This is a genomic window from Streptomyces acidiscabies, from assembly GCF_020010905.1.
GTDB classification, from domain to species: Bacteria; Actinomycetota; Actinomycetes; order Streptomycetales; family Streptomycetaceae; genus Streptomyces; species Streptomyces acidiscabies.
Genome location: NZ_JAGJBY010000002.1, coordinates 1,145,045 through 1,159,656, shown reverse-complemented (window position 1 = coordinate 1,159,656; position 14,612 = coordinate 1,145,045). Strand labels below are relative to the sequence as shown.

The window sequence follows — 14,612 nt, the reverse complement described above, 5'->3', positions numbered from 1 at the left end:
TGGTTCACACGGGAGTGGTCCGTGCGTACACGCACCCGGCTGACCCTTGCCATCGGCCTGGTTCTGGCCGCCCTGACTGTCGCCCTGCTGCCTTGGTGGCACCCCGACGATCCGCCGACTCCCGCTGCCCGGGGGCCTGTTGACGCCCGCAAGGCCGAGGTCGGCCCACGGGACGAGGCCGCTGCCGTGGCCGAGTCGCGGCGTACCGGCAAGGCCGTGGCCGTCGACACCGCGACCACCGCCACCGAGCTGACCTGGGCCCTGCCCGACGGCCGGATGCGCACGGAGGTCGCGGCGCTCCCCCGGCGCGCGAAGAACGCCGAGGGCCGCTGGGCGCCGATCGACAACCGGCTCCGGCGCACCGCCGACGGCGTACGCCCCGCCAACCCGGTGGTGCCGCTGCTGTTCTCGGCCGGGACGCGGCAGGACAGGGCGGACCGGTCGTACGCGCGAACCCCTCTGGCGGCCGGTCAGGACACCGTGCTGGCGCAGACCGTCATCGGCGGTCACGCCATCTCCTACACCTGGCCCGGCGAGCTGCCCGAGCCGGTGCTCAGCGGTCCGCGCGCGCTGTACTCGGAGGCGCTGCCCGGCATCGACCTGCTGCTGGTGGCCCGCGAGGAGGGCGGTTTCGCGCAGCTCCTCATCGTCAAGGACCGTACGGCCGCGGCGAATCCGGCGCTGGCGACGCTGTCGTACGGGCTGAAGTCGGCCACGGCCGTCTTCCGGTACGACGCGTCGGCGCAGCGGGTGGCGGTGCTGGACGGCTCCGGCAAGGAGATCGGGTCCGTGCCGACCCCGTTCGCGTGGGACTCCAGCGGGCGGAACCCGGAGCTGCCCGAGGACCCGGACGCGCCGGGCGACTCGGTCGCGTCGCCGGAGGAGGTCCTCGCGCTGTCCGGGCTGAACGGCATCGAGCCGGGTGCGCGGCAGGCGCGGGCCCCCATGGCGCTGGCCGGGGACGGGACGGGGGCGGCGCGGATCGAGGTGAAGGTCGCCGAGACGGGGCTGCTCAGTGATCCCGAGGCCCGCTTCCCGGTGTTCGTCGACCCGACGATCCACCCGGGCTGGGCAGCCTGGACGGTGGCCTACGAGCCGCACCCCAACTCCAGCTTCTGGAACGGCACCAACTTCGGCACCGGCACCTCCGACGCGCGGGTGGGGCACGAGAACGACACCGGCGGCACCGCCCGTTCGTTCTGGCGGATGAACTACAGCAGTTCGCTGAAGGGCGCGACGATCAGCAAGGCGTCCTTCAAAGTGCGCAACCACCACTCCTGGTCGTGCGAGAAGCGGGAGTTCCAGCTCTGGCTGACGGGGGCGATCTCGTCGGGCACGACGTGGAAGAAGCAGCCGGGCTGGACCACCGAGCTCGACCGCTTGTCGTTCGCGCACGGCTGGCAGGCCGGCAACTGCCCCGACGCCTTCGAGGAGTTCGACATCAAGGCCGCCGCGCAGAAGGGTGCGGACGCCGGCTGGGCCAGCCTCACCCTCGGGCTGCGCGCGACCAGTGAGCGCGACACCCAGACCTGGCGCAAGTTCGAGGCTCGCACGGCTCAGCTGACCGTCGAGTACAACCGTCCGCCGGCCACCCCCAGCGGCGTGACCAGCGCTCCCGGCGGCACCTGCAACACCGCCGCGGCCGGGGCGACGATCGGCAAGACCAACGTGGTCCTGTCCGCCAAGTCCACCGACCCGGACGGCAACCTCAAGGGGCTGCGCTTCCGGATGTGGAAATCCGGTGCCGCCGTCCCGGCGGGGACCCTCGTCACCAGCCTGTCCAGCGGCAAGGCGTCGATCACCATCGCGGCGGCCAACCTCGCGGACAAGGGGGTCTACTTCTGGGACGTCCGCGCGGAGGACTCCGGCGGGCTGGTGTCCGGGTACTACCCGCCTCCCAGCGGCAACCGGTGCGCGGTGACCATCGACGCGTCGGCACCGCCGCCGCCGACGGTCGACAGCGAGGTGTTCCCCGAGCTGACCAGCGACGGGCAGACCTGGGCGAAGGTCACGTTCGGCAACACCGGGGCGGTCACCTTCACCTCCCCGGGTGCGGCCAAGTTCCGGTACGGCATCGAGGGGTTGTGGTGGAAGACCGTGGACGCGGTCGGCAACGCGTTCACCGACAGCGCGCTGAAGCCCCAGCACACCGGGCCCAACTGGCTGAACGTGTACGCCCTCGACGCGGCGGGCAACCAGAGCGCGGTCACCAACTACGGCTTCTACGTCCCGCCCAACGGCTCGGGCGACCAGCCCGGTGACGTCAGCGGCGACGAGTTCCCCGACATCCTCCATGTGAACGGCAACGGCCAGCTCTTCACCTGCGTCGGGCTGCCGGCCGGTGAGCTCCAGGGCTGCATGCCCGCCTCGTACACCACCGGCGGCGCGCTGCACCCCGCCGGGCACTGGTACGACGCGGCGAGCGGCAGGGCCGCGCTGATCACCCACTTCTCCGACGCGTACCCCGGTGACGGCATCACCGACCTCTTCGCCGTCTCCCCCGACGGGACCTTCTGGCTCTATCCCGGGGACGGGTACGGGAGTTTCGACGTCACCAAGCGCATCCGGATCATCCTGCCGTCCGACGTACCCGCGCCCTCGGCCTGGACCCAGATCAAGGCCGTCGGCGACATCACCGGCGACCGGCTCCCCGATCTCTTCCTGCGCTCGGGCGGCTCCTTCTGGGTCCTCTCCGGCTACACCGGCGGGAAGTTCCAGACGGCCACGATGATGAACCCCGACGCGTGGGCGCGCCGCGACATCGTCAACGTCGCCGACATCAACGGCGACAAGACGCCCGACCTGCTCTTCCGTAACCTCGACAACGGCGCCATGTCCGTACGCCAGGGCAAGCCCGGTCCCGTCACCGGCAGCGTCGACCTCGAATCCCTCAAGCTCGGCTCCACCTCGCTCGGCGGCCAGGACGTCGCGTACGGCACCGGCTGGGCCGAGTCCGCCGTCTCCACCGCCATCGGCATCCCCGACGTCAGCGGCGACGGCATCCCCGACATCTGGGCACGGTCCGCGACGGACGGCCAGATCCGGCTGTACAACCCGAGCCGCACGAACACGAACGCGGCGGTGAAGGTGGTGCTGTCGGCGGACTGGAGATCGGTGAGGTCGATCGGCTGACACCCGTACAAGTAAGGGGCCCCCGGGAGAAATCTCCCGGGGGCCCCTTCCGTCTTCCGGACCGGCGTCAGATCTCCTCCGACCGCAGATCCCACGGCAGCCGCTCCCCCGCCGCCGCCTGCGCCGCCCGCAGCCGGTCCAGGTCGTCCTCGATCAGCAGGAGCGTCTCGAAGGCGTACGCCGCGCCCGCCTCGGAGGGCCCCTGGGCGACCTCGGAGTACAGGAGCGACAGGCCCTCGCGGGCGGCCTCGACGCAGGCCGAGGCCACGTCGTCGTCCGAGTCGACCGCAGGGCCGACGATACGGAGGATCCACCCGAGCAGCTCCCGCCGGGCGGGTTCGGACAGCGCCCCGGCGAGGGCGGCGTACGCGACCGGAACGAACGCCGCCGACACCGGCAGAAGACCGTCCGCCGGGGTCATGACGTGGTCGTGGAGAGAGGTGGTGAACGCCTCGCCGTGTTCCTCGTCGAGGCTCGCCAGTTCCCTGATCCGCCCCGGCAGGTGCGCCGCGCTCTCACCGCAGCCGCACTCCATCCGCTCCCAGTCGACCTTCCCGAGTTCGGTCTCGAAGAGGCTCACCGTCAATCTCCCCACGGCCCGCCCGGCTCCCCTTGGATGCCGGGTACGAAGTTGCCCTCGCGGTCGGGATAGTCGGCCTGGCATCGGACGCAGACCTTCTTCAGAACGGCCGTCCAGGCTCGTCCGGAGTCCCGGGCCAAGGTAACCGCATTCGTGAAGACGACCTCGTCCGGGTTGCCGCCGAGGGCGAGCAGGGCGTTGCCCTCGGCGCAGTAGCCGCCGCCGGAGGAGGCGCAGACGGAGTCGCCGGTACGGGTGTTGACGGCGCCGACGTAGGTACGGCTGCGGGTGCTGGCGCTGGACCCGAACACCGCGTACGTCGGGACGCGCGCCTCGACCTCGGCGAGCCGGTCGTCCAGGTTCCAGTTGGCCGGCGCCTGGTCGACGTCGACGAGCGGGGCACGGCCCCCGGCGTCACCGCGTGAGCTGGGTACGCCTCCCGAACCGCCGCCTCCGCCGCTCCCGGCCTTACCGGAACCGCCGCCCGCGCTGGAGCCTCCGCTGGCCCGTGAGGACCCGCCGGAGTTGCCGCCCGGCTTCGACCCCGACCCGCCGCCCCCGGACGACTTCACCGTGGAAACCTTGGGCGCCGCCTTCGCCTGCGCCTGCTTCTGCGCCGCGTTCCCCGTCTTCTTCGCCCGTGCCGCAGCCGCGTCAGCCGTGCGTTTCGCCTGTTCCGCCGCCTTTTTCTTGGCTCTCTGGGCCGCTTCCTTCTTGGCCCGTTCGATCGCCGCCTTCTTGGCGCGCAAGGCCGCTGATTCCGCTGCCTTGGCCGCCTTCAGGACCAGTTCGGCTGCCTTCTTCGCAGCGCGGAACGATTCGATCGCCTTGATCGTGCGGTTGACCGCCTTCAGGACCGACGGGATCTTGCCCAGCTTGGTCCACGGGATCGCCCCGATGATCAGGCTGCCGCACGACCACATGTCCCCGCCGAAGCAGGCCATCGCGTCGTTGATGCCGATGAAGTCCTTGAGCGTCTCCCAGGCGACCGCGAGGATCACCGAGGTCAGCGACTTGCCCATCATCGACTGGGCCTGCGCGACCTGCGCCGCCGAGAGGCCCGCGCCCACCAGCGCCGCCGCCCGCTCCGACGCCGTGAGGCTGATCGCCAGGCCCGTCGGGTCGGACATGGTCACCGGGTTGTTGTGGGCGTACGAGTAACCGTTGGACTGCAACACGTCGTTCAGGTCGAGCACCGGGTCGGCGGACAGGAACCGCCCCACCACCGGGTCGTACAACCGCGCACCGAGCGGCTGGTACCCCGACGCGTCGTCACGTGTCGCGCCCAGGAACCCGGCGTGCGTCTGCACGTTCACACCGACCGTGCCCGCCGCCCGCTGGTTCCCGAACGGGTCCTGCTTCCGCAGCCGCACCGAGTTCGTACTGTTCAGCGCGACCTCGACGTACGCACTCCCCTGATGGTCCCCGGCGAGCGCGACGAGGACATCGGCGCCGAGGCCGTACGCGTACCGCATCACCGAACCGCCGGGCGCCGAGTACGTGCGCTGCGTGTTGAGCAGCGCGCCGCCCGAGGCGACCGTCACCTCGGTGTCGCCCAGGAACAGCGTGGCCTGCTTGCCCTTGATCGCCAGCAGGCGGTTGCCGTCGGGGCCGTACACGTACCGCGTGTCGTTCTGCGCCGCCCACTTCTGCTCGGCGCGAGAGGCGTCGCAGGTGGCCAGGACGATCGGCGTGCCGCTCGTCGACAGCGCGTCCTTGACCGCCACGCACAGCGTGCCGTACAGCAGTTGGCCCGCGGTGTTGCGCTTGAACTCCTGCGCGGCGGTGCCGTCGCACTTGCGGATGCCGACCACGTTGCCGACCGGCTGGACGCACCAGTCGTCGTAGACGCTCAGCGTCCCCTTGTCCGCGTCCGTGCCGGGAGACGGCGAGAAGCGGAAGTTCTGCGCGGCCGACATGTTGCAGGAGTAGAGCTGGAGCGGCTGGTCGGTGCCGGTGATGCCGCTCTTCAGGTCGAGGCACTTGTCGGCGAGACCGACGTACGGCGTCTTGCCGCCCGTCCCCGCGCCGGTGATCCGCTCGACCTTGCCGTCGTACGTCCAGGCCAGCTCCTGCTTGTCGCCGTTCTGGAGCGAGGTGACGGACTTGGTCTCACCGGTGAGTTCGTAGACGCGCTCCGCCTCCGCCTTGACCTCGGCGCCCTGCGGCGTCTTGAAGGTCTTGGAGACCTTGGTCAGCGTGTGCGGCTGGCTGCCGTCCGCCTTGCCGTACGCGTACGACGTGACGGCGTCCTTGGTCGCGTCGCCGGTGAGGTTCTTCTCGGTGAGCGTCTTGCGGTTGCCGGCCAGGTCGTACTCGTACTCCTGCCAGTAGCCGGAGTTGTCCGCGCCCGCCGTCACGTTCAGCGTGCCGTCGGACTTCTTCGGGCCGACGCAGGAGGACTGATCCGACGCGGTCCAGGCCGACTTGAGCTGGCCCAGCGGGTCGTACGTGAAGCACTGGCGCTCGGTCGCCTTGCCGGCGGCGTTCTCGTTGATCGAGGTGACGTTGCCGGAGGGGTCGTAGGCGTAGGTGCGGCGGGAGACGAGGTTTCCGGAGACGACGTTCTTGTCGCCGGTCTGCTCGCGGTAGACGGCCTGTTCGGCGAGTTCGCCGCTGGACTCGTCGTACGTCGACTGGGTCCACACCCGGTACGGCTGCGCGCCCAGCGTCGAGCGCAGGACCTGGCCGTAGGCGTCGTACTCGGTCTCGGAGCCGTACCAGTCCTTGCCGGAGAGGGAGAGGGGCTTGCCGTCCTCGTTGTAGCGGACGACCAGGGTCTCCTTGTCGAAGCGGCCCGCCTTGGGGAGGGTCGCCTCCTGGAGCATGCCGGTGTCGGTGTAGGAGAACTCGGAGCGGTACTCCAGGTCCAGGCCCCAGGCGTCCTTGACGGACTGCGGGAGGGTCAGCGTGGTGGACGTCGGCTGGTAGTCCTTGGTGTAGCCGTCGACCTTCTGCGTGTACGCCTCGCCGCCGGTGTACCGGGTCGCCGCGTACGGCATCCCCTTGCCGCCGGGGGCCTTGTCGTACTCGAAGGACGCGAGCAGCTTGCCATCAGAGGAGCCGTCCCGCTGTTCCGTCGGCCGGGACAGCAGGTCGTAGCCGTTCCAGACCGTGCCGCGCGCGTTCGTCGTGGTCAGGACCCGCCCGCGCGCGTCGTACTTGGTGCTCGTCGTACCGGTGTCCGGGTCGGTCGCGGTGAGCTGGCGGCCCCGGTGGTCGTAGGTCCACGACCACGGGTGCGCGGTGTCCGTGGAGGCGGTCACCGACTGCTGCTGGCCGTCGCGGTTGTACGCGTACCGCATCGACGTGAAGCCGTTCGGCGCCTGCGGGTTGAAGGTGTCGACGCGGGAGGTGCGGCCGAGCGCGTCGGTGAAGACGCGGTAGGACGAGGTGCCGACCGGGTTGATCACCTTCGACCAGTCCTGGCCGTACTCGTAGCGGGTCGCCTTCTCGGCGACCGGCTCGGAGGACGACTCGCCGGTCAGCGGGTCGGTGACGCGCAGGACCGGGGTCTCGGTGAGGACGCGGCCGAGGCCGTCGTACGTGTAGCGGGTGATGTTGCGGACCGCGAGGTCGCTCTCCGGCTGGAACAGCTCGCCGGGCTTCGCGTCGCGGGTGAGGTAGGCGTTGTTCGTCTGCCAGACCTCGCCGGAGCTGTTGTAGAGGGTGTCGGTGATCAAGTGACCGCCGCCGTCGGCCTCTTCCTGCGTCTGCCGCTCGCGGCCGAGGCCGTCGTACAGGGTGACGGAGGTCTCGATCTTGTTGTCGTGACCGCGCGCGTAGGTGGTGATGTACGGCGGCTTGCGGTCCGGGTTGTCCTCGTCGTACTTCGGGATCGTGTAGACGGCGCGGAAGTCCGGGACCGCCGAGGCGGACGGGGTACGGCCCGCCGCCCACGCCTCGGTCATCCGGCCCAGCGCGTCGTACCTCGCCTCGCTGACCAGGCTGTTCGCGTCGGTCGTCTTCAGCGAGGTGCCCCGGCCCGGCTCCAGCGTCTGGATCTGGGAGTGGCCGGCCGCGTTGGTCTCGGTGACCGTGAAGACCTGGCCGGTCGGCGGGTCGAAGGTGATCGAGGAGGGCTTGTTGTCCGGGTCGAACCGCTTGACGACGCGGCCGTAGTCGTCGAACTCGGTACGGCCGTCGGTCTGGAAGTCGGTGCCGTCGCCGTTCAGCGACCAGGTCTGCGAGGCCTCGCCGAGGGTGCCGGCGAGCAGCGCGGCGCCGTACGCCTGGCCGTCGTAGGCGGTGCGGACGCCGCCGCTCAAGGTCGACAGCTTGGTGAAGTCGGCGGCGGCGCAGGTGGTCGGGGAGACCAGGACCTGCTTGGAGAGGCCGATCAGGTTCTTCGCCGTCTGGTGGACGTACTCCAGCTTGGTGCAGGACTCGTCGCCGGTCTTGCCGGTGTCGCCGAGGGATTCGACCTGCGTGGGCAGGCCGTACGTCGGCTCGTACGTCGTGGAGGTGCGGACCGTCCGCAGGGTGCGGGTGTCGTCGCCGGTGCCGGAGGAGCGGGTGTAGGCCGCCTCTTCCGGTTCGGTGACGCGCCAGGCCTTCAGAGGGGTGAGGCCGTCGTCGCGGGTGCGGGTCGCGAGGACGGTGGCCTCGGGGACGGTGACGGAGCGGGAGAGCCAGTCGGTGTCGGCGTCGTCCGCGTTGGTGTACGTCAGCTCCTCGGCGATCCGGCCCGCGAACGGCTCGCGGTCCTTGGCGATCTCCGCGCCGGTGATGTCCTTGACGGGGACGTCGTCGCCCATGCCCCGGAAGAAGCGGGTGACGGACTTGGACTTCTTGCTGCCGATCTTGTCGTCGTCGGCGCCCGTGATCACCGAGGTCTGCTCGAAGCCCGCGAACTGCGAGTACGTCCGCGTCGACTTCTTCGTGAACTCGGCCTCGGCGAGCTTCCAGCCGGGGTTCTTGTACTGGTACTCGGTACGGGTGGCCAACGCGCCGTCGACGTTGGGGAGTTCCTCGACCGTGTCCACGACGTACTTGTGGAACCAGTCGATGTCCTCGACCTCGGGGTCCGGGTTCCAGTACGACGGGTAGCACAGGCGGGTGTTGGCCTTCAGCGCCGCCTTGTCGGCCTTGCCGGGGAGGCCGGTGCCGGTCTTGCAGTCGCCCTCGGGGGTCTTGTACGAGACGACGGTCTCGCCGCCGTACTCGTTGATGACGCGGCCGACGCGCAGGCGGGAGAAGCCGGGGCGTGCGTCGTCCTTGACGCGGTTCGGCATGTCCTCGGCGTTGGACTCGAAACGGACCGCGTTCAGGGCCGTGCTCGCGCCCGCCGGGTCGTAGCCGGTGCGCTGGACGGACTCCAGCCACAGCGCCGTGTTCGGGCCCGTCTTCAGGACCGGGAAGTTCTGGGTCAGCGTGTACTTGTCGACCGGCTGGCGTGCCGTCGAGCCTGCGGCGCGCTGGGTCTCGGTGGAGATCGACGTCAGGCGCTTGCGGGTCCAGAACGACGGGCCCGCGTTCCAGCACATCTTCTTCGACTGGCAGCGCAGGTCGGCGGGGGTGTCGTACCAGATGCGGTACTTGCCGGGGTCCTTGTCGGCGAAGTTGGTGTCCGTGCACTTCAGGGTCGCCGTGTCGATGCAGCGCTCGGCCACCGCGAAGGTGATCCGGGAGGTCGCCGGGTTGGTGAAGATGCTGTTCAGCGCGTTGCGCTGGCCGTAGTCGATGTGGTCGAGCCAGCCGCCCCGGTCGTACTTGACCGGGTCCTTGAAGTTGAAGTTGCGGGCGTAGTAGTTGTCCTCCTTCTTCCACCACAGGGACATGGCGTTGCCGTGGAGGTCCTCGACGTAGTCGAGGTTCCAGCGCCAGCCCTGCGTGCAGGCGGAGTTCTTCCACTCGGACTGGTAGCAGTCCTCGCCGCTGTGGTTGCCGTACACCGGGACCGTCAGGACGGAGTCGGTGACCGTGCCGCTCGGGGCGCCCGGGAGCTTGTGCCTGCCGAAGTGGTACTTGGTGCCGTCGCGGGTGGTGACGATCCAGTACTCGCCCTTGTAGGCGCCGTTGCCCGTCGAGTCGTCACGGATCTGCTGGACGATCGCGCCGTCGCCGTTCGCCGTCGTCCACTTGCCGTCCGCCCACACCAGTTCGGTCGTGGTGCCGCCGAGGGAGAGGGTCGCGTTGTCCGAGCCCCAGCAGAGGTCGGCCGTGCGGTGGGTCTTGTTGTTCGAGCCGTCCTTCTTGGAATCCTCGCGGCAGGTTGCGTAGGTGCGGGTGATCGAGCCGGGGGCGTAGTCCCAGCCGTCGCCTATCCAGGAGGCCTGGTTGTTCGACGCGGAGGTGCGGCCGTCGACGGTCTGGGAGCTGTAGCTCAGCGCGACTTTCGGGGTGAGGCCGCCGGCCGATTCCGGGACCTGGACCTGGTAGCCGTAGGTGAAGGCGCCGGAGGAGGAACCGGAGGACCAGGAGCCGGAGGAGAGGAGGGGGGAGGCGGTGTAGTCGCCGGAGGCGGAGGAGCCGGTGTCCAGGGCGCCGATTACCTGGGGGGCGGAGGCGTCTACGGCGGGGAGGGCGGTGGTGGTCTGCTGGGCGGTGGCGGTGCGCGCGGCCTGGGTGTCGCCGGTCTGCCGGGTCCCGCCGGTTCGCTGCGCCTCGCCAGCCTTCAGCGCCGCCGTCCGTACGGCCGTTCCCGTCGTCCCCGTGCTGTCGCCCGGCAGGAGTTCCGCGACCGGGACCGAGCCCGAGAGGATCTTCCTGGTCGTCGCCTTCTTCGCCGCCGTCGTGCGGGTGGGGGCCTTCGACGCCGGGACCGTTTCGACCGTGCTGGAGAGGCGTTCGGCCTTGTCCTCCCGCTTGCCGGACATCGTCGCCGTGCCCTCGGGGGCGCAGTCGCCGGTGCCGGGGGCGTCCAGGACGCAGTTCGGGAGCAGCATCAGGCCGAAGCGGTCGGCGGCCTGGGGACCGTACAGGTCGGCGAACGCCGTGGTGTCGACGGCTAGCGCGACCTGGGCTGCGGGGTCGGCGGTGGCCGGTGGGGTGACCCGCATGACCAGGCCGGACACTCCCGCGTCCTGCGAGGTGGTCGGCGGGGCCAACTCGACCTTCCAGGTGCCGGCCAGCGCCGCCGGGTCGCCGCCCTCGGGGACGCCGACCGCGATGGGCAGGTCCTCGACGGGGAGCGTGGTGCCGGGCGCGGTGCCCGTCGTGATCGTCGCGGTGCCGCTGTCCTCGGTCCACGGGGTGACGGCGGTCGGCGCGTACGGGTCGACCGGGACCTCGGGCGCGGTCGTGATCGTCTTGACGGCCTCCTCGTCACCGGCCAGCGCGGTGCTCTCGGGGAGGTCGGGGAGGTCGACGCTGCGGGTCGCGTCCGGGGCCGGCGGTACCGCCCACGCCTCGGCGGACAGGGTCGTCACCGTCAACGTCGAGGACAGCAGGAGGACGGTCGCCACGCGGCCGAGCCGCCGACGCCGTCGTGGACCTTGAGCACGCATACGCGTCGACTCCACCCAGGTGATGCAACAACAGATGTGCTCGGCACCTTCTGACATGAACCGCGCAGGGATCAAGCCGGTCGAAGTGGACGGATGGGGTCCCCTTGAGATGTCCGTCACAGGAGATTTCCAGCCAGATCGACGCACGGCTGGCACGTAAGAGCGCGGTAAGGGTCTTTTCAAGCCTTCATCACAGCTTTATAAAATCTTCATATGTGGACGATCCATGGGAACCGTGTGATCGTGTGCGCGCCCATGTCCGCCTGGACCACACGGGAGTAGACCGCTGTGTCCGCGCCGCCCCGCTTTCTCAGCCCCTTCGTGCGCACGCGCACCCGGCTCACCCTCACCCTCGGCCTGGTGCTGGCCGCGCTGACCGCCGCACTGCTGCCCTGGTGGCAGGGGTCGGAGCCGTCGACTCCCGCTGCCCGTACGCCTGTTGACGCACGCCCCGCCGGCACCGGGCCTCGCGACGAGAACGCCGCTGCGGCCGAGGCCCGGCGTACCGGTAAGGAGGTGGTCGTCGATACGGCGACCACTGCCACGGAGATGACGTGGGCTCAGCCGGGTGGGGGGTTGCGGACGCGGATCAACGCGTTGCCTGTGCGGGCTCGGAATGCGCAGGGGAAGTGGGCTGCGGTCGACAACCGGCTGCGGGTGGTCGGGGACGGGGTGCGGCCGGTGAATCCGGTGGTGCCGGTGCGGTTCTCGGCGGGATCGGCTATGGGGAGTTCGCGGGCTGACCGTTCGTACGCACGTCAGCCGCTGACCGGCGTCGATTCCTTCCTCGCCGAGACCGTTCTCGCGGGGCACACCGTCACTTACACCTGGCCGGGCGCGCTGCCCGAGCCCGTGCTCGACGGGCCGCGTGCGCTGTACTCCGAAGTCCTGCCCGGCGTCGACCTGTTGCTCGTCGCGCGTGAGGAGGGCGGGCTCGCGCAGCTCCTGATCGTGAAGGGCCGTACGTCGGCCGCGTCGCTCGCGACGGTGTCGTACGGCTTGAAGTCGCCTACAGCTTCCTTCCGTTACGACGCCGGCGCGGGCCGAGTCCTCGTGCTGGACGCCTCGCGCCGCGAAGTCGGGTCGATTCCGACGCCGTTCGCGTGGGACTCCAGCGGGCGTGACCCCGAGTTGCCGGTCGGCGAGGTCGCTCGTACGTCCGTGGCGTCCCCCGCCGATGTCCTGAAACTGTCGGGGCTGAGCGGGATCGAGCCCGGTGCGCGGCAGGCGCCGACGCCGGTGCGGCTGGCCGGGGACGGGACGCGGGACGCGCGGCTCGAACTCCGCGTTGCCGACACGGGGTTGCTCGACGACCCCGCCGTACGCTTCCCGCTCTTCGTCGACCCGCCGCTCAACTCGGGGTGGCTGGCCTGGACGGTGGCGTACAAGCCGTACCCGAACTCCAGCTTCTGGAACGGGACCAACTTCAGCTCGGGGACCTCGGATGCGCGGGTCGGGCGGGAGAACGACACGAACGGTACGGCGCGTTCGTTCTGGCGGATGAACTACAGCACCTCGTTGAAGGGCGCGTCGGTCAGCAAGGCGACGTTCACGGTGCTGAACAACCACTCCTGGTCGTGCACGAAGCGGGAGTTCCAGTTCTGGCTGACGGGGTCGATCTCGTCGGGAACGACCTGGAACAAGCAGCCGAGTTGGTCGGACGAGATCCAGCGGAAGTCGTTCGCGCACGGCTGGTCGTCGGCGGACTGCCCTGACGACTATGAGGAGTTCAACGTCCGGACGGCCGCGCAGACGGGTGCCGACAAGGGCTGGTCCAACATCACCTTCGGGATGCGCGCGACCAGCGAGAGCGACACGCAGACGTGGCGGAAGTTCAAGGCGACGTCCGCGGAGATGAATGTCACCTACAACCGTGACCCGGCCGTCCCTTCGAGCGTGTCCAGCGCGCCCGGCGGCACGTGCAGCACCGCTGCGGCGGGCCGGACGATCGGCAAGACGAACGTCGTCCTCTCGGCGAAGTCCACCGACCCGGACGGCAACTTGTCGGCGCTGCGGTTCCGGTTCTGGAAGAAGGACGCGGCGGTGCCGGCGGGGACGCTGGTGACGGTGGCGTCCGGCAAGGCGACGCTGACGATCCCGTCGAGCTCGCTCGTCGACAAGGGCGTCTACTACTGGAACGTGCGCGCGGAGGACTCCGGTGACGGGCGCTCCGCGTACTACCCGGCCAGCGGCAACTGCACGCTCACCGTGGACGGTTCGGCTCCGCCGCCGCCGGACGTGGACAGCGAGGTGTTCCTCGCGGCCACCGACGACGGGGCGACCTGGGCGACGGTGAAGTTCGGCAAGCCGGGCGCGGTGACGTTCACGTCGTCCGGCGCGGCGAAGTTCCGTTACGCGGTGGACGGCCTGAACTGGAAGGACGCGCCGACGCCGACGGCGGGCGTGTCGACGGTCCCCGACCTGACGCCGAAGCACGCGGGGCCCAACACGCTCAACGTCATCGCGTACGACTCCGTCGGGAACCCCAGCAAGACGACGAACTACACCTTCTACCTGCCGCCGCGGGACATCGGCGACGCACCTGGCGACACCACCGGGGACGCGCTTCCCGACCTGCTCGTCGTGGATGCGGACGGGAAGCTGATCAACTGTGTGGGGGATGAGGGGGGTGAGTTGAATGAGTGCCTCGACGCGGCGTACACGTCGGACGGGACGCTGAACCCTGCGGGGCACTGGTACAACGCGTCGACCGGCAAGGCCGCGTTGATCACGCATTACGCGGACGCGTACCCGGGAGACGGGGTCACGGACCTCTTCGCGGTGACGCCCGACGGGGGGTTCTGGCTCTACCCCGGGGACGGATACGGCAGCTTCGACGTAGGCAAACGCCTGAAGATCTTCCTCCCCTCCAACGCCCCGGCCCCCTCCACCTGGATCCAGCTCAAGGCGATCGGCGACATCACCGGCGACGGGCTCCCTGACATCGCGCTGCGCTCGGGGCTGACGTACTGGGTCCTCTCCGGTTACACCGGCGGCAAGTTCCAGACGGCGACGCTGATGAACGCGGATGCCTGGGCTCGCCGGGACATCGTCAACATCGCGGACATCAACGCGGACGACGTGCCTGACCTGCTCTGGCGGAACCTGGACAACGGCAACATGTACGTCCGTCACGGCAAGCCGGGGTCGGTGGCGGGGAGTGTCGCGCTGGACTCCCTGAAAACAGCGGCGGCCTCGCTGAACGGGGATGTGGCGTACGGGACGAGCTGGACGGAGGCCAACGTCTCGACGGCGCTGGGCATACCCGACGTCAACAAGGACGGGGTGCCGGATATCTGGGCGCGGTTCGGGGCGGACGGTCAGGTGAAGGTGTACTACCCGTCGCAGGCGAACACGAATGCGCCGGTGAAGGTGGTGCAGCCGTTGGACTGGCGGACGGTGAGGGCGCTGGGCTGAGGGCGAGTGACTGGGCTCGGCTGCCTTTCGGGGTG

4 protein-coding genes are annotated in these 14,612 nt (G+C 70.0%); 2 read left to right on the top strand and 2 right to left on the bottom strand.

The window, feature by feature from the left end:
- The first annotated feature begins 21 nt into the window (after positions 1-21).
- Positions 22-3,132, top strand: a complete 3,111-nt coding sequence (locus tag J8M50_RS32240; RefSeq protein ID WP_010353530.1) for an FG-GAP-like repeat-containing protein — start codon at positions 22-24, stop codon at positions 3,130-3,132.
- A 67-nt stretch (positions 3,133-3,199) separates the two neighbouring features.
- Here the strand turns inward: J8M50_RS32240 and J8M50_RS32235 are convergent, their stop codons facing one another.
- The gene (locus J8M50_RS32235) at positions 3,200-3,712 is read right to left on the bottom strand and encodes a hypothetical protein (RefSeq protein ID WP_010353531.1); all 513 of its coding nucleotides are present in this window, start codon (positions 3,710-3,712) and stop codon (positions 3,200-3,202) included.
- A 2-nt stretch (positions 3,713-3,714) separates the two neighbouring features.
- Positions 3,715-11,160 (bottom strand): ricin-type beta-trefoil lectin domain protein, encoded by a 7,446-nt coding sequence (locus tag J8M50_RS32230; RefSeq protein ID WP_223786361.1) that lies wholly within the window; start codon positions 11,158-11,160, stop codon positions 3,715-3,717.
- A 288-nt stretch (positions 11,161-11,448) separates the two neighbouring features.
- Between J8M50_RS32230 and J8M50_RS32225 the strand changes: the two genes are divergently transcribed.
- Positions 11,449-14,577: a DNRLRE domain-containing protein gene (locus J8M50_RS32225; protein WP_010353533.1), complete on the top strand. Its 3,129-nt coding sequence runs from the start codon at positions 11,449-11,451 to the stop codon at positions 14,575-14,577.
- The last annotated feature ends 35 nt before the right edge of the window (positions 14,578-14,612 follow it).